This window comes from Brevundimonas sp. (assembly GCF_035627475.1).
Lineage (GTDB): Bacteria > Pseudomonadota > Alphaproteobacteria > Caulobacterales > Caulobacteraceae > Brevundimonas.
In genome coordinates, this window is record NZ_DASPLR010000009.1 from 1 (window position 1) to 16,887 (window position 16,887).

Sequence of the window (16,887 nt, forward strand, 5' to 3'; positions counted from 1 at the left end):
CGGCAACCTCGCGAATCGGCGGGGAGAACATGCGGAACGGGGCATTCGTTCCGGGGGCTCCTCTTCCATCGTCGCCGGAATCCCCTTACCTTCACGCGCAGACACCCGCGGATGTCCGCAACCTTGCGCCTTTGAGGGACCGGCCCGGTGATCGACCTCGCCTCCTTGCGCCGACACTTCGACCCGGCATTCTACGAACGCGGCGAACGCTACCGCCGAGAGGGGCGCATCAAACCCAGTCAGGCTCAGGCCAAGCCGGACGGCAGCGTGCACATGGTCGCAAAGGTCCGGGGATCGCAACGCGCGCCGTACGAGGTGGACATCAAGATGAAGCGGAGCGGCAGCACCGTCACCTCGGTGACCGGCTACTGCGACTGCCCGGTCGGCTACAATTGCAAGCACGTCGTGGCCGCGGTGCTTTCCTGGGCCGAAGGGGAGAACCCGTGGTCCGCCCCTGCGTCGGCACTCCCCCTCCCGCCCCCCGCACCGGCCGAGCCGCAGCCGTCCCCGGCGATCCACAACCTGCTGTCCCGCCTGCACGAGGCGGCAGAGCGCGACGGCGGGGACGTCTATCCCGACACCGTGCGCAAGCGCCTCCTCTACGTGCTGCGGCTGGACGAGCGGCCGGATGGGCGCGACACCATGGTTCGGGTGGTATCGGCAACACTCCGCAAGGACGGCGATTTCGCCAATGACGAGAAGGCCTACGCCGTCAGCAACTTCCGCAACCTGACGAGTGCCAAGTTCATCACCCCGAACGACCACGCCATCCTCGGCGCCCTGGAACGCACCCTGCCCTTCAGCATCGACGCCTCGCGGGGGCAGGCGTTGCGCGGCGACTGGGCGGTGGCGCTGGTCGACCGGATGCTGCGGACCGGCCGCCTGTACTGGCAGGACTACCGCACCGCCAAGCCGTTGCGGCAAGGCCCTGGCCGACGCGGGAGCGCCCGCTGGGTCACCGACGCGCAGGGCCGGCAGCGCTTCACCTTGGCGCTGGATTCGGCCTCGGCGGTGGTGCTGCCGACCACGCCTCCGCTCTACGTGGATCCCGAAAGCGGAGAATGCGGGGCGGTCGAGGCCGACGTCACGCCGCACCTCGCCGCCACGCTGCTGGCGGCACCGCCGCTCGCGCCCGGCGACGTGCCGGCGTTCCGCGCCGCGGCCGAACCGCTGCGGGCACGGCTGCCTGTTCTGCCCGAGCCGCCTGCGCGGACGGAGACGCGGCGCGTCCGGCCCCATCCGGTCCTGACGCTGCGCTCCGCCCGGATGTCCTACGGGTATGGGTATGGGTTCGGCTATGGCATCGCCCCGGCGGCGACCCTTCCCGTGGCCGAACTGGAATTCGACTACGCCGGGTTCCGCGTCGGCCCGAACCGCCCGCCGACACCGCTGGAATGGATGGACGGCGGCGCCCTGGTCACCGTGGAGCGTCGGCCGGACGAGGAGGCCAAGGCCGCCGAGCGGCTGTACGAGGCCGGCCTGAACCGCAGCAACCTGCTCCTGACCCTGGCGGACGGGCGGCCCCCGACACGCGACCTGTTCGTCTATCCCAGCGGGATGCTGGAGGACCCGACGGACTGGCTGCATTTCTGCCACATCGACGTGCCGGCGCTGAGGGCATCCGGCTGGACGGTCGATGTCGCCCCGGATTTCCCCTTCGAGGTCGTCGACGCGCCCAAGGACTGGGCATTCGAGATCGGCGATGGCTCCGGCATCGACTGGTTCGGCGTGGCGCTGGGCGTCGAGGTGGACGGGCAGCGGGTGGACCTGCTGCCGGCCCTGCGCACCATAATCGCCGCGTTGCACACGATCCCTCCGGAGGCGTTCGAGGGGGAAGACGACGGTTTCGATCCCGACGTCTACGACGACGAGTACGACGACGGCGCGTACGACGAAGAGGACGCCCCCGACGACGAGGCGGCGGAGCGGCCCGCCGCATCGGACTGGCTCGACACGGTGATGGAGGCGGTGGCGCCGGAAGGCGTGCTGTTCGTCCCGTTCGGCGACGGCCGGTTCCTGCCGCTGGAGGCCGAGCGCCTGAAGCCGCTGGTCGGCGTGCTGATGGAACTCTTCGGCCTCCAGCCGGAGGGCGGCGATGCACGGATCGGCCGGACGCATCTCGGCGACCTGGCGGCGCTGGAGGAGGCGGCAACGTCGGCCGGCATCCCGCTGCTCGGTGCCGAGTCCGTCCGCACGATGGCGCGTGCACTGCGCGACTCCGGCGGCATCCCTGCGGTGCCGCCCCCCGCCGGCCTGCGGGCGGACCTGCGCCCGTACCAGCAGGCCGGGCTGGACTGGCTGCAATTCCTGGGCGTGCACGGGTTCGGCGGCATCCTGGCCGACGACATGGGGCTCGGCAAGACGGTGCAGGCGCTGGCCCATCTGCTGGCCGAGAAGGAAGCCGGGCGTCTGGACCGCCCCTGCCTGCTGGTGGCGCCGACCAGCGTGCTGGGCAACTGGCGGGCGGAGGTGGCGCGCTTCGCCCCCGGCCTGCGCACGCTGGTGCTGCATGGCCCGCAGCGCAAGGCGGCGCACGGTGCGCTGAGCGAGCACGACCTGGTGGTGACCTCCTACGCCCTGCTGCCGCGCGACCGCGAGATCCTCGCCGCACGGCCCTGGCATCTGGCGATCTTCGACGAGGCGCAGTACCTCAAGAACCCCACGGCGCAAGCAACCAAGGCTGCGCTCGCGCTGGACGCCCGCCAGCGCCTGTGTCTGACCGGCACGCCGGTGGAGAATTCGCTGGACGAGCTGTGGTCGCTGTTCTCCGTCGCGGTGCCGTCGCTGCTCGGCGACCGCACCGGCTTCCGCCGCCAGTTCCGCACCCCCATCGAGAAGCACGGCAACACGGAGCGGCAACGCCTGCTCGCCCGCCGCGTCCGCCCCTTCCTTCTGCGCCGGACCAAGGAAGAGGTGGCGAGCGAACTGCCGCCGAAGACCGAGATCCTGGAGTCGGTGGAGCCGCAGGCCGCGCAGCGCGACCTGTACGAGACGATTCGCCTGGCGATGGACGCACGGGTGCGCGAGGAGATCGCGCGCAAGGGGCTGGCGCGCAGCCGCATCAGCATTCTGGACGCGCTGCTGAAGCTTCGGCAGGTGTGCTGCGACCCGCGCCTGGTCAAGCTGGAGAGCGCCCGCACGCGCGTGGCGAAGGGGGCGGCATCGGCCAAACTGGGGCGGCTGCTGGAAATGGTCCCGGAACTGCTGGCCGACGGACGGCGCATCCTGCTGTTCTCGCAGTTCACCTCCATGCTCGACCTGATCAAGCCGGAACTGGAGGAGCGCGGCATCCCCTTCGTGGAGCTGACCGGCGACACCCGCGACCGCGAAACGCCGGTGCGCCGCTTCCAGGCCGGCGACGTGCCGGTGTTCCTCATCAGCCTGAAGGCCGGCGGCACCGGCCTGAACCTCACGGCGGCGGACACGGTGATCCACTACGACCCGTGGTGGAACCCTGCGGTCGAGGATCAGGCGACCGACCGAGCGCACCGCATCGGCCAGGACAAGCCGGTCTTCGTCTACAAGCTGGTAACCATCGGGACGGTCGAGGAGCGGATGATCCAGTTGCAGGAGCGCAAGCGCCGCCTGGGCGAAGCCGTCCACGGCGAGGCGGGCACGGAAGCCGACCTCCTCACCCCCGAGGACGTCGATTTCCTGCTGGCGCCCATCGATGCCTGATCGCCTGCGGGAGGCTCCGAGGGCCAGCCAATGGCGTGCGTGCCCATTGCGTGCCCATAGGCTTGCGTGCCCACGACGGCGGACCGGTAACCCCTTGAAAATCGTGGTGGGCCCGGCCGGATTCGAACCGACGACAACACCGTTATGAGCGGCGCGTTCTAACCGCTGAACTACAGGCCCACGAGACGGTGGAATGTGGCGGGAAATCCGCCGCCATGCAACCCCGGAGTGCGACCCCGAAAAACGAAACGGGGGCCGAAAGGCCCCCGTCCGTCTTCGTACCGTATGCCCTGGATCAGGTGTCCAGGAAGCTGCGCAGCTTGCGCGACCGGCTCGGGTGCTTCAGCTTGCGCAGCGCCTTCGCCTCGATCTGGCGGATGCGCTCGCGGGTCACGTTGAACTGCTGGCCGACCTCTTCCAGCGTGTGGTCGGTGTTCATGCCGATGCCGAAGCGCATGCGCAGCACGCGCTCCTCACGCGGCGTCAGCGAGGCCAGCACGCGGGTTGTCGTCTCGCGCAGGTTCGCCTGGATCGCCGCATCGATCGGCAGCAATGCGTTCTTGTCCTCGATGAAGTCGCCGAGATGCGAATCCTCTTCGTCGCCCACGGGGGTTTCGAGGCTGATCGGCTCCTTGGCGATCTTCAGCACCTTGCGCACCTTTTCGAGCGGCATCGCGAGTTTCTCGGCCAGTTCCTCCGGCGTCGGTTCGCGGCCGATCTCGTGCAGCATCTGGCGCGATGTCCGGACGATCTTGTTGATCGTCTCGATCATATGCACCGGAATGCGGATGGTGCGGGCCTGGTCGGCGATCGAGCGGGTGATGGCCTGCCGGATCCACCAGGTAGCGTAGGTCGAGAATTTGTAGCCGCGGCGGTACTCGAACTTGTCGACCGCCTTCATGAGACCGATGTTGCCTTCCTGAATCAAATCAAGGAACTGCAGGCCGCGGTTTGTGTATTTCTTGGCGATGGAGATGACCAGGCGCAGGTTGGCCTCGACCATTTCCTTCTTGGCCTGACGGGCCTCGCGCTCGCCCTTCTGCACCGTCTGGACGATGCGACGATAGTCGTCGATCGGCAGGCCGGCCTCGGTGGCTACGGCCGCCACATCGCCGCGGATCTGGGCGATCTGGGCCTGTTCGTTCTCGCTGAACTTGGTCCAGCGCACGCCCATCTCCTTGATCCGGTCCGACCAGGTCGGGTCCAGTTCGGCGCCGAAATAGGCCTTGAGGAATTCGGGGCGCGAGATGCCGTAGCTGTCGGCCAGACGCAGCAGCCGGCCTTCCAGCCCCATCAGCCGCTTGTTGATCGCATAGAGCTGCTCGACCAGCGCCTCGATGCGGTTGTTGTTCAGCTTCATCGTCTTCAGGCGGCCCGAGATGGTCGCCGTCAGCGTGTCATAGGCCTTCTGGTCCTTGGCGTTCAGGGTCTCGCCCTTCAGCCGCGCCTCGACCAGCCGGTCCTGCAGCTTCCTGAAGCTGCCGAAATCCGCCGCGATCGCGTCCAGGACCTCCATGACCCCGTCGCGCAGCTCCGCCTCCAGCGCCGAGATCGACATCCCGCCGCCGTCGTCGAAGTCCTCGTCCTCCTCGTCCTCCTCCGACTTCTCCCCCGCCCCTTCGCCGGAGGCCGCGGCCTCCTTGGCCTCGGGCGAACCGGGCACGGGCTGCGGCGGCTGGTTGTGCGGCAGGGACGACGGATTGAGCACGCCATAGGTGGCGTCCAGGTCGATGACCTCGCGCAGCAGGATGCGGTTGTTGGCCAGTTCGTCGCGCCAGACCATGATGGCCTCGAACGTCAGGGCGCTCTCGCACAGGCCCGAGATCATGGCGTCGCGGCCGGCCTCGATCCGCTTGGCGATGGCGATCTCGCCCTCGCGGCTCAGCAGCTCGACGCTCCCCATCTCCCTCAAGTACATCCTGACCGGGTCATCCGTCCGGTCATATGCAGCTTTAGCGGGTGTCTCGGCGACGGCGGTCTCGGCGGCGGCCGCGACCTCGCCGCCCTCGCCTTCCTTCGGCTCGGCGTCCTCTTCCGCCTCGACGACGTTGACGCCCATTTCGGACAGCATCGCCAGCGTGTCCTCGATGGCGTCGGGCGTCACCTCTTCGGACGGCAGGACCTTGTTCAGGTCCTCCATCGTCACATAGCCGCGCGCCTTCGCCTGTTTGATGAATTTCTTGACGCCGGCGTCGGTGAGGTCGAGCAGCGGGCCGTCGCTCTGGACTTCGGCTTCCTGCGTCTCGGTCTGCGCACTCATTCAGTTCTCTCTCCGGGCGGAGGGCTGATCAGGCCGTCCGCCAATACAACGTGTGGCGAAGTCGTTTGTTACGAGCCCGCGCTGTTCAGAGCGAAATCGGTTCAGTGGGCCGAAGGCCGGCTGAGCTCAGATTTCGCTCCGCTAAAAAAGTTTGACGACTCCCTTCAGGAATCGTCGAGCCATATTTCGCCGGTTTTGATCGCGCGACGCAGGACGTCACGCTCGGCCTTCAGCCGGCGAAACGCCTCGTCCTGCCCCGGCACGCCACGCGCCGAAGTCAGGGCATCCTCCAGCGCCGCCACGCGGGTGAGCGCGTCGAACGCCTGCGACCATCGGATCCGCGCCTCGCCGAGGGGCTTGTCTGTGGCCAGGAAGGGCGCGCCGGACTTTGCCGCCGCCTTCTCGACCTCGTGCATCAAAACGCCATGACCCGATTGCGCCAGATGGCGTCGCAGGGCCGCTGAGTCAAGGTCTTGGCCCGAGAAGCGCAGCCGCACCATCTCCTGCGCCAGCCCGTCGAGGGCGGGATCGCCGAAGCCGTGCTTCGCGATGGCCTCCAGGTGATCGTCCATCCGCTCGGGGTCGTCGACGGCCCCGTGGGCCAGGGCCGCGGCGACCGGCTCGATCGAGCGCGCCAGCGACTGCATCGCCTGCGCCCCCTCCGCTGTCTGGCCCAGCTTGGGCGGCGGGCCCGGTCGCCAGCGGCCGCCCGGTCCCGCGGCCGGCGAGCCCGTCGTCGGCCGCCGCGCGAACATGGCGTCGAACCGCTCGAACAGCTCCCGCCGGTACTGCTCCGCCAGGTCCTTGTCCTGCACCGCGGAGGCCGCCTGACGCAGCCGCCCCTTCAGCCCCGCCCGGCGTTCGGGGGTATCCAGCGGCTCGGCCTCGGCCTCCTTCTGGAACAACACCTCGGCGAAGGTCCGCGTCGCCGACAGCGCCTGGCGCAGGGCCGGCGCGCCCCGCTCGCGCAGGATGTCGTCCGGATCCTGACCCGCCTCCAGCAGGGCGAACCGGAACGACCGTCCCGACTTCAGCTGCGGCAGGGCCCGCTCGATGGCGCGATAGGCCGCCCTCCGCCCGGCGGCGTCGCCGTCGAAGCACAGCACGGGCTCGGACGACACCCGCCACAGCCGCTCCATCTGCTCCTCGGTCAGGGCGGTCCCCATGGGGGCTACGGCCGGAATGCCGGCCCGCTGGCAGGCGATCACATCCATATAGCCCTCGACCACCACGATGGCCTGGCTGTCCCGGCTTTCCGCCCCGAGGATGCGGCGCGCCTCGGGCAGGCCGTACAGGGTCGCGCCCTTGTGGAAGAGCGGGCTCTCCGGCCCGTTCAGGTATTTGGCCCGGTCGTCCGGGTTCATCGCCCTCCCGCCGAAGCTGACGATCCGCCCGCGGGCGTCGAGGATCGGGAACATCAGCCGGTCGCGGAACCGGTCGTAGGGCGTCCCGCCGCCCTCCGGCGCGATCAGCATTCCCGCCTCGACCAGATCGCCCGGCTTGGCGCCGCGCTGCACGAGGGCGTTCTTCAACCCCTCGCGGTCGTTCGGCGCATAGCCGAGGCCGAACCGCTCCCACTGATCCTCGGGCAGGCCCCGCTTCTCCAGGTACTCCCGCGCCGCCTTGCCGGGCGAACGGCGCAGATTGGCCGCGAACCATTTCTGGGCCAGGTCCATCCAGTCGGTCAGACCCTGCTTCTTTGCTTCCCGCTCGGCCGCCTGGGGATCCTCCGCCGGCAGGGCCATGCCCGCCTCCCCGGCGAGCCGCTGCACCGCCTCGACGAACGACAGCCGCTCGGTCTCCTGCAGGAAACTGATGACGTCGCCGTGCTTGCCGGACGAGAAGTCGTGGAAGAAGCCCTTGTCGTCGTTGACGAAGAAGGACGGCGATTTCTCCTTGGTGAAGGGCGACAGGCCGACATACTCCCGCCCCTGCCGCTTGAGCTTCACCGTCCGGCCGATCACGTCGGACGGGCGAAGGCGGGCCTTCAGTTCTTCAAGGAAGCGGTCGTCGAAGCGCACAGCCGTCTTATAGCGCGGGACTCGCCGTAGCGGGGGCATTTACCTTTGATTAACCACAAAGGCTGGAATGCGTCCATAACCGCCTGAATATGCGCGTAATTTTTTCGGAAACAGGAACGATCCACAGGCCTGTGGATTAACCATGCGCACCGTCGGAGAAGACGACGGACCCTGCCGGCCTCGCGGCGAAGATCGCGGAACCGGCCGAGAGTGAAGCCGCCCATGTTCATCGCCATCGCCCGTCCGGCGGTGGAGCCTGAAGGTCCCGACGCCGTCGCCGTCCCCGGTTCCCCCGCCATCGCCGAACTGCCGCCCCGCGCCCTGCACGCCCGCCTCCTCGAGAACGCGGCGCTGCGCCGGCGGCGGGGGCTCGAACGCCTGCGCAGCAACCGGCTGGAAGACGCCGACTACTGGCTCAACGCCGCGCCCGTCGCTGTCCGCAAGGCCAGCGCCCTGCGCGAGGAAAAGAGCTTCGCGCCCCTGCCCTGACGGCTCTCCGGCCCGGCACTTCACCGCCTGCTGCGAACGTGCTTGGCTGCGACGGGGACCGGGGCAGGAGACCGCCATGAAGCCTTCGATCATCGCCGCCGCCTTCGCCACCGCCCTGACCGCGGCGCCCGCGCTCGCGCTCGCCCAAGACGCCTGGACCGCCCATTCGCCCGCGATCCAGGCTGTCGACGCCTCGGTCCGCGCCCCGCTCGAGGCCTATCTGCGCGGCCACGCCACTGGCCTGGCGGACGAGTTCCGCCCCGCCTTCCACCCGGACGCCCAGCTGTGGGGCATGCGCAACGGGACCCTCATCCGCATGACCTCGGACGAATACATCAGCCGGGCCTCCGGCGCCCCCGCGGCCGACGAGGCGCAGCGCCGCCGCTGGATCGAGAGCATCGACGTCACCGGCGACACCGCCGTCGCCAAGATCGTGCTCGACTACCCGACGGTCCGTTTCACCGACTACATGTCCCTGTCGCGGATCGACGGGCGCTGGGTCATCGTCAACAAGATGTTCCAGGCCGACCCGAAGGCTCCGGCGGCCTAGTCACGGCGGGGCCGCTGTGGTTTCTTCGCCCCGCATCTCTGGGGGGAAAGCACCATGAACCGTCTCGCCGCAGCCGTGGCCGCCGCCACGCTCGCCATCGTCACGCCCGTCGCCGCGCCCGTCGCGGCGCAGGACATCGCCGGCCCGGTCGCCGCCGCCGTCGACCAGTTCGGCCAGGGCATGGCTGAGTCGATGACGGGCGGTCCGGGGCTGTTCGTCACCGCCCGGGGCGAGGCGCCGCTGCCCGCCGCCGCCTCCAGCCCGATGACGGTCACCATCAGGGGCTCGGGCAAGACTGCGGTCGAGGCCGTCGCCGACCGCAACGCCCAGCTGGAGCGGGTCCGCTCGGTCGCCAACCGCTTCGACGTGGCTGTGGAAGTCGGTGCGACCAGCTACGCCATCGCCGAAGCCGAGGCATGGACCATGGACAGCGCCATTTCGGCCATCGACTGGAGCGATCCCGTCCTCGCCGCCGATGCGGCCGCAGATGCCGTCGAGGACGCCGCCGCGGCGCCTGCAGCCGCTGATGGCGCCTCCGACACCCGCACCGTCACCGCCTCGGTCCAGGTCAAGCTCGACCGGCCCAACGAGTCGCGCCTGCCCGAGTTCGTCGACGCCCTGGTCGAGGCCGGCGTCACCAATCTCGACGACAGCCTGAACGGCCTGAACCTCGGCGCCATGGCTCCGTTCGTGTCCCTGCTCGGCCTCGACGCGACCCGCGATCCGGGCGAGCCGGTCTGGCATCAGGCCACGGCCGACGGCGTGCGCAAGGCCCGGGCCCAGGCCGAAGCCATCGCCGAAGCCTCGGGCCGCCGCCTGGGCCCGGTGCGCTACGTCAGCGTCCTGATGCGCTCCCATGACGGCGAAAACGCCCTGGTCAGCGTGGCGGTGCGGTTCGGGTTCGAGGAATAGAAGCAGTGGCGGCGCGTCCTTCTCCCCCCGATGGAGAAGGAACCCGCTCAAAACCCTGCCAACCCGTACCCTGTCATCCCGACACTTCCGGCCACTTTCCAGCCATCCCGCACCCCTCGGTCAGAGGCCGTGAAGCGCCATCCCCGCCCCTACGTCCGCTCCTGACGCACCGCCGTGCTTCAATGCTCAAACCCCCACAGGGCCTGGTCTTTGACAGCAGCGATCCCCGCCGGCGCCGCCTCCAGGCCCCGGTTCTCATCCCTGCGAACGCGCTCGTCTGTTCAAACGAATTCGCCCGCCGCATTTTTCATATGCACACCCTGCCATCCCGTACCCCACGGCCGGGCGCGGAACGTCAGCCCTTCATCGAGTCCGCGAAGCGCTGGAACAGGTACAGGCTGTCGGTCGGCCCCGGCGACGCCTCCGGGTGATGCTGAACGCTGAACACCGGCCGGTCCTTCAGGGCGATGCCGCAGTTGGTGCCGTCGAACAGGCTGACGTGGGTCTCGACCACTGCGTCGGGCAGGCTGTCGCGGTCGACGGTGAAGCCGTGGTTCATCGATACGATCTCGACCTTGCCGGTCGTCAGATCCTTGACCGGATGGTTGGCGCCGTGGTGACCCTGGTCCATCTTGACGGTCTTCGCGCCCAAGGCCAGCGCCAGCATTTGATGGCCCAGGCAGATGCCGAACAGCGGCTTGCCGCTGTCGACCAGCTTGCGGATTTCCGGGACCGCATAGGTCCCGGTCGCCGCCGGATCGCCTGGCCCGTTCGACAGAACCACCCCGTCCGGATTGCGCGCCAGAATCTCCTCGGCCGTCGTGGTCGCCGGCACGACCGTGATCTTCGCGCCCGTCGAGGCCAGGGCGCGCAGGATGTTGCGCTTGACGCCATAGTCGACGACCACCACCGACCGGTTCGTGGCGTCGACCCGCGGATGGCCCTCCGGCCAGTCCCACAGGCCCTCGTTCCAGTCGAACGACTGCAGCGTCGAGGCGTCCTTCGCCAGATCGAGTCCGACCAGTCCGGTCCACGCCCGGGCTTCGGCCACAAGCGCGTCGAGGTCGAACCTTCCCTCCGGGTCGTGGGCGATCACCGCGTGCGGCGCGCCCGCGTCGCGGATGCGCGCCGTCAGCTGGCGGGTGTCGACGCCGGCCAGGCCGACCACGCCGCGCCGCTTCATCCAGCCGTCGAAATCGCTCTCGCTGCGCCAGTTGGCCGGATCGGTCGGCACGTCGCGGAAGATCGCGCCGCGCGCCGAGGTGTCCGAGCCCCCGCCGATCTGCTCCACATCTTCGACGTTCACCCCGGTGTTGCCGACGTGCGGGAAGGTGAAGGCCAGAATCTGGCTCATGTAGGACGGGTCAGTCAGGATCTCCTGATACCCCGTCATGGCGGTGTTGAAGACCACCTCGCCCAGGGCCGAGCCGGTCGCGCCGCAGCCGATGCCTTGCAGGATGGTTCCGTCGGCGAGCGCGAGCACGCCGGTGACGCCGGGAAGAAGCTTGGTGGTCATGGCAGGCTCCGTAGCACCGAATCCCGGCGAGCAAACGGCGCGGTGGTTAGGCGTCGCCCGCCATCGGGTCAACGCGCGGCCCGGACTTTCTGAGAAAAGCCAGCCAGGCGACGGTGGTCAGCACGAAAAAGGCCGCCGCCGGCCAGACGTACTCCAGCCCCGCGAAACCCACCGCGGCGCAGGCGAACAGGAAGCCGGCCACCGCGATGGTCCGGGCCTGGCTCCGCCGCGCCAGCCGGAACAGCGAAGCCGAACAGATGGCGTAGACCACCAGCGACAGCACCGAGGTCGCTCCGGCCAGCACGCCGAACTGGTCGCCCAGCGTCGGCTGGCCCGACACCACCACGGTCACCACGCTCATGATCGCGGCGCCCAGCAGCGGATTGGCGACCGGCGTGTGCTCCCCCGCCCCGAAGCCGGCCGGCAGATAGCCCTGACGCGCCGCCGACCGCGCCGTCTCCCCGCCCAGCATGACCCAGCCGCCGACCGTGCCGACGGTCTTGACGACCGCGCAGACCGCCACCACCCCTGCGATCGAGGCGCCGAACACCCGCGCCGCCAGGTCGGCGTAGGGACTGGTCGAGTTCGCCAGCACGTCGGCCGGGATGACCCCGAACACCGCCACGGTCGCCGCGACATAGACGACGGTGGCCAGCAGCACCCCGGCCACCGAGGCCCGGCCGACGTCCCTCCCCGGATGCTTGACCCGGACCGACAGGGCCGCGGCGCTCTCGACGCCCAGGAAGGCCCAGAAGATGATGGCCAGCGACGCCGGCACGCTCTCGACCAGGGCCGTGCCCGACGGGCTCCACGAGGCGGCGAAGGTCTGCGGATCGAAGGCCATGACGCCCGCAGCCACCGCGACCACGATCGGCGCGATGCCGATCGCCAGCGCCACCGCCGCGAGTCCCGACGCGGTCCTCGCGCCGATGATGTAGGCGATGGTGGCCAGCCAGATGATGGCCAGGTTGCAGAAGGTCGCCGCAATCGGGTCCCGCAGCACCGGCCAGAAGTAGCCGAGATATCCGGTAGCGGCCACGGCGATGGCGACGTTGCCGACCAGGCATGCGGTCCAGAAGGCCAGCGATGTCTGGAAGCCGAAGAAGCGTCCCAGCCCCCGTTCGGCGAAGCCCGGCAGACCGTCGGCGTCCGGCTGCAGCCGCCCCAGCGCCCCGAACACCAGGGCCAGCGTCACCGCCCCCGCTCCCGCCACCAGCCAGCCGATCAGGCTGGAGCTCCCCACCGACGCCAGGCTGACGGGCAGCAAATAGACCCCCGAGCCGATCATGTTGCCGGCGACCACGAGGGCGGCAAGCCCCCAGCCCAGCTTGTGCCGGTCGGACAGCGGCTCTTCGGCAAGCGGAATATGACGGGGTGCGTCGCTCATGTGTGAATCTCGGCGAGACGGGACTGGAACCAGGCCACGGCGGCTTCGTGTCGGGCGCTGAGCACGCCGGTATCATAGGCGCCGGCCGAAAGGTTAGCCTGGACCGCCTCGCAGATCCGCGCATCCTCGGCGGTCAGCCGGTCGGAGGCCTCCAGGGCCTCGCCCAGCGCCCCCGGCCCGCTGTCGTTCAGGAACAGATAGTCCAGCCGCGTTCGTCCTGGCCCCAGCGGAGTCATCCGCTCGATCATGGCCCCGTCGCGATAGACATTGATCCCGAGGTTCGGCCACAGCCAGCCCCACACGCCAGCCTGCGGCCCGTCGTTGACGCCCACCGCCTCCTGCACGACCAGATCGCCGTCGACCCGCACCCGATAGTCGGCCTGGCCCAGCTCACCCGCCAGCACCGGATGCACCGAGCCGATGTGGTAGCCCTCAAGGTAGTTCTCGGCATAGACCTTCCAGTCGCAGCCGAGGTCATGGCTCCGTCGCAGGGCCGGCGCGGCCATCTCCAGGCCACGCTCCGCCAGCAGGGCCTCCAGCGGCGCGACATGATCCGCGAGCGGCCTTGCGCCGGCGTCCGGACAGATGAACGCCAGCCCTCGCCAGGTCTCCAGCCTCACCTCCAGCAAGCCGAGCGTGCGCGGGTCGAAGCCCTCCGCCGCTCCAAACCCCGTCGCCGCCCGCAGCCGCCCATCGAGGGTGTAGCGCCATCCATGGTAGGCGCAGACCAGTTCTCCCTCGCAGTGGCCGCCCGAACCCCGCACCAGCGGCCCCGCACGGTGGCGGCAGACATTGTGGAAGGCGCGCAAGATCCCGTCCCCGCCGCGGACCGCCAGCAGCCTGTGCCCGGCCAGGTCGGTTGCGATCCAGTCGCCCGGCGCGGCCGCCTCGGCTTCATGTCCGAGGAACAGCCAGGCCCGGCCGAACACCGCGGCCCGCTCGCGCGCCCAAGCGTCGGGACAACCATAGAGCCGGGCGGGAAGCGTGACCTGCATGGCCGATCAAGGCCCGCCGCCGCGCCGGACGTCAACTGCCCTCAGACGATGACGGCTTCCATGCCGGCGAACACCGCATGGGTCGCGCCCGCCCGCTGGGCGGCGAGACCCCGATCCGGGCGCAGGTTGAGCAACATCACCTGCGGACAGGCCTGGCGCGCCGCGCCGATCAGTTGCGACGCCCCCTGCCAGTCGCGCGCGCTCTCGTGCTCGACCCCCGCGAAGTCGATGGCCAGGCACCGGGCCCGCACCTGCGACATTCGAAGGGCCGCGGACGCGTCGGGTGCGATGTGCAGGATCAGGCCAAGGGATCCCGTCTCGAAATGCTGGATCGCTTCCTGGATCGCGTCCGGCGGCGCCTGCTCCAGCCCGCCGACCACCTCGACCAGAAGGGTTCCCGGCGCCGACTCGTGCTGCATCTCGGCGCACAGCAGGTCGAAACGGCCGCCGCTCGAGGCCACGGTACGCCAGAAGGCCGGCAGCACGCCGCTGTCATCTGCGCCCAGCCGCAGCAGATCGAGACCGTGGCGCACGGTCTGGGTGTCGATGCGAACAAGGTCGGCAAGTTCCAGCGTGCGGCGGCCGAGCCCGACCAGTGCGCTCTCGCCGCCGCGATGGCGCACGCTGCGCCGGATGCGGCGCGCGACCGGGGTCGAACGGACGAGGTCGAACACAGGCTGGGCCGCCAGGGTCACCACGAGCTCCCGCCGGGCGCGGGTCAGCAGGGTGAAGGTCAGGCTCTCGTACGGGGCTGCGTAGGAGCGCCGCTCGCCGATCCGGGCGATCGCGTCACTGAACTGCTCGTCGGGCCGGTCGCGGTCGAGCGAGCCGGCGAAAGTGGCGGGATACCCCGGGTCGTTCCTCATGACCGTTCTCTCCAGCCGGTCGAAAAAGAACCCCCCGCGTGCATGAAACGGCTCAAGGTGAAAACACATCGCTCACGAACATGGTCAAACGCCGTTGACCATGCCCCGTCCCGTTTCGGGATGGGATCGCCCGGCGTTGACCGAAAGGCCCGCCCGGGTCAGGAGAGCGGGCCCACCCGCCCGGACCCCCGCGATGACCATCACCACGGTTGGCCTCGATGCCGACGACACGCTCTGGCACAACGAGACGATCTTCCGGCTCACCCAGGCGCGGTTTCTGGACCTGCTGACGGAACACGATAACGACGCCATCCAGGCGCGGCTGGCGGAGGTCGAGCGGCGCAATCTGCGGCTCTATGGTTACGGCGTGAAGGGATTCACCCTGTCGATGATCGAAACCGCCATGGAGATGTGCGAGGGCGAGCCGCCGGCGGGGGCGATCAGGGAGATCCTCGCCGCCGGCCGGGAGATGCTGGCCCATCCCGTCGAGACCCTGCCCGGCGTGGACGAGGCGCTGGCGCGGCTGTCCGAACGCTACCGGCTGGTGCTGATCACCAAGGGCGACCTCCTGGACCAGGAGCGCAAGCTGGCGGCCTCCGGGCTTGGCGACCTGTTCGCGGCCGTCGAGATTGTCTCGGAGAAGGACCGGACCACCTACGAACGCGTCTTCACCCGTCACGGCACCGGGCCAGACGAGGCTGTGATGGTGGGAAACTCGATGAAGTCGGACGTGTTGCCGGCGCTGGAGGCCGGGGCCTTCGCCGTCCACATTCCCTATGCGATCACCTGGGCGCACGAGCTGGCGGACGCGCCCGACGCCCAGCCGCGGTACGGAGCACTCGACAGCATCGCGGACCTGCCGGGCTGGATCGATGCGCGCTCGGACGGATAAGCGCTTGCTCCGCCGTCCCCCCGTCTTTAGACGGGCCGCTTAGCCGACAACCCGAACCGCCCCGCGCCGGCATCGCCCGCGTCGGGTCCCCGTGCGCGAGGAGACCAGCCGCCTTGACCGATGACGCCGTCCCTCACGAAGAGCGCGACGCCATGGTCCGGGCGTCGCTGGCGGCGCATGGCGACAGCGGCGTCACGCCGCGGCACACGCTGTTCTATTTCTACGGCGAGGGCGACCACGACGATCTGAACGAGGTGGCCCGCCGGGCGGGGTTCCTGACCCGCGGGCAGGACGACTGCACGATCCTCGAAACCACGATGGCGGTGGACGAGGCGTCGTTCGCCCCCGTCTCCTCGATGATGCAATCCTGGGCCGCGGCCTTCCAGCTGGACTACGACGGCTGGGAGTGCGCGGTGCTGACGAACTGAAAGTATCGTAAAAGAAATGCCGAAGCGCACGGATATCGAGTCGATCCTGATCATTGGGGCGGGGCCCATTGTGATCGGACAGGCGTGCGAGTTCGACTATTCCGGCGTCCAGGCGTGCAAGGCGCTGAAGGCCGAGGGCTACCGGGTCATCCTGGTGAACTCGAACCCGGCGACGATCATGACGGACCCGGAGTTCGCGGACGTGACCTACATCGAGCCGCTGACGGTTGAGATCCTCGAAAAGATCATTGCGGCGGAAAAACCCTCCGCACTCCTGCCGACACTCGGCGGTCAAACCGCGCTGAATCTTTCGATGGAGCTGCATAAGGCCGGCGTGTTGGAGAAATACGGCGTCGAGATGATCGGCGCGAAGCCGGAAGCGATCTCGAAGGGCGAGGATCGCGAATTGTTCAAGCAAGCGATGCTCAAGATCGGCCTCGATGTCGCGAAATCGCGCACCGTGAAATCAATGGAAGAAGCGCGGGCGGCGGCTGAGGAACTGGGCGCGTTTCCGCTCATTATCCGCCCGTCGTTCACGCTTGGCGGCAGCGGCGGCGGTATCGCTTACAACAAGGAAGAATTCGAGCGCATCTGCGCCAACGGTCTCGATCTTTCACCGGTGCATGAGGTGCTGGTTGAAGAGTGTCTGCTCGGCTGGAAGGAATACGAGATGGAGGTGATGCGCGATCACAAGGACCAGTGCGTCGTGATCTGCTCGATCGAGAATTTCGATCCGATGGGTGTGCACACCGGCGACTCGATCACGGTCGCGCCGGCGATGACGCTTACCGACAAGGAGTATCAGGTGATGCGTGACGCGTCCTTCGCGGTCATTCGCGAAATCGGCGTCGAGACCGGCGGCTCCAACATCCAATTCTCCGTCGATCCGGTCA

Annotated in this window: 12 protein-coding genes, 1 tRNA gene and 1 pseudogene; 7 read left to right on the plus strand and 7 right to left on the minus strand. The window is 69.0% G+C overall.

Annotation, left to right across the window (positions count from 1 at the left end):
* The first annotated feature begins 147 nt into the window (after positions 1-147).
* Positions 148-3,678 carry an SNF2-related protein gene (locus tag VEA62_RS01840; protein WP_324817651.1) on the plus strand — a complete coding sequence of 1,177 codons (3,531 nt, stop codon included), beginning with the start codon at positions 148-150 and terminating at the stop codon, positions 3,676-3,678.
* Positions 3,679-3,782: 104 nt separating this feature from the next.
* On the opposite strand, the gene VEA62_RS01845 is transcribed toward VEA62_RS01840, so the two are convergent.
* From VEA62_RS01845 to dnaG, 3 genes are all read right to left on the minus strand, one after another.
* Positions 3,783-3,858: transfer RNA gene (locus tag VEA62_RS01845), tRNA-Ile, on the minus strand.
* A 115-nt stretch (positions 3,859-3,973) separates the two neighbouring features.
* Complete coding sequence (gene rpoD / locus VEA62_RS01850) at positions 3,974-5,938, minus strand: RNA polymerase sigma factor RpoD (protein ID WP_324817653.1); 1,965 nt, start codon at positions 5,936-5,938, stop codon at positions 3,974-3,976.
* Between the two features lie 164 nt (positions 5,939-6,102).
* Complete coding sequence (gene dnaG / locus VEA62_RS01855; RefSeq protein WP_324817656.1) at positions 6,103-7,959, minus strand: DNA primase; 1,857 nt, start codon at positions 7,957-7,959, stop codon at positions 6,103-6,105.
* Between the two features lie 222 nt (positions 7,960-8,181).
* On the opposite strand from dnaG, the gene VEA62_RS01860 reads away from it, so the two are divergent.
* The 3 genes from VEA62_RS01860 to VEA62_RS01870 all read left to right on the plus strand — a co-directional run bounded on the left by VEA62_RS01860 (position 8,182) and on the right by VEA62_RS01870 (position 9,910).
* Positions 8,182-8,448 (plus strand): hypothetical protein, encoded by a 267-nt coding sequence (locus tag VEA62_RS01860; RefSeq protein ID WP_324817659.1) that lies wholly within the window; start codon positions 8,182-8,184, stop codon positions 8,446-8,448.
* A 76-nt stretch (positions 8,449-8,524) separates the two neighbouring features.
* Positions 8,525-8,998 (plus strand): nuclear transport factor 2 family protein, encoded by a 474-nt coding sequence (locus VEA62_RS01865; RefSeq protein ID WP_324817662.1) that lies wholly within the window; start codon positions 8,525-8,527, stop codon positions 8,996-8,998.
* A gap of 54 nt (positions 8,999-9,052) precedes the next feature.
* Complete coding sequence (locus VEA62_RS01870) at positions 9,053-9,910, plus strand: SIMPL domain-containing protein (protein WP_324817665.1); 858 nt, start codon at positions 9,053-9,055, stop codon at positions 9,908-9,910.
* Positions 9,911-10,265: 355 nt separating this feature from the next.
* Here VEA62_RS01870 and carA read toward each other — a convergent pair whose 3' ends face one another.
* The 4 genes from carA to VEA62_RS01890 are packed head-to-tail and all read right to left on the minus strand — an operon-like array spanning position 10,266 to position 14,674.
* Positions 10,266-11,426: a glutamine-hydrolyzing carbamoyl-phosphate synthase small subunit gene (gene carA, locus VEA62_RS01875; protein ID WP_324817667.1), complete on the minus strand. Its 1,161-nt coding sequence runs from the start codon at positions 11,424-11,426 to the stop codon at positions 10,266-10,268.
* Positions 11,427-11,472: 46 nt separating this feature from the next.
* Entirely contained in the window at positions 11,473-12,813 is a 1,341-nt protein-coding gene (locus tag VEA62_RS01880) for an amino acid permease (RefSeq protein WP_324817670.1), read from the minus strand.
* Entirely contained in the window at positions 12,810-13,808 is a 999-nt protein-coding gene (locus tag VEA62_RS01885) for an aromatic ring-hydroxylating oxygenase subunit alpha (RefSeq protein ID WP_324817673.1), read from the minus strand. The genes VEA62_RS01880 and VEA62_RS01885 overlap by 4 nt, the downstream gene beginning before the upstream one ends.
* Positions 13,809-13,849: 41 nt before the next feature.
* A complete protein-coding gene (locus tag VEA62_RS01890) occupies positions 13,850-14,674 on the minus strand; it encodes a hypothetical protein (RefSeq protein ID WP_324817676.1) in 825 nt (274 codons plus the stop codon).
* Positions 14,675-14,867: 193 nt separating this feature from the next.
* Between VEA62_RS01890 and VEA62_RS01895 the strand changes: the two genes are divergently transcribed.
* From VEA62_RS01895 to VEA62_RS01905, 3 genes and pseudogenes are all read left to right on the plus strand, one after another.
* The gene (locus VEA62_RS01895; protein ID WP_324817678.1) at positions 14,868-15,566 is read left to right on the plus strand and encodes an HAD family hydrolase; all 699 of its coding nucleotides are present in this window, start codon (positions 14,868-14,870) and stop codon (positions 15,564-15,566) included.
* Between the two features lie 113 nt (positions 15,567-15,679).
* Positions 15,680-15,994 (plus strand): ribonuclease E inhibitor RraB, encoded by a 315-nt coding sequence (locus VEA62_RS01900; protein WP_324817681.1) that lies wholly within the window; start codon positions 15,680-15,682, stop codon positions 15,992-15,994.
* Positions 15,995-16,010: 16 nt separating this feature from the next.
* Positions 16,011-16,887 (plus strand): annotated as a pseudogene (locus VEA62_RS01905) (carbamoyl phosphate synthase large subunit); the annotation flags it as partial.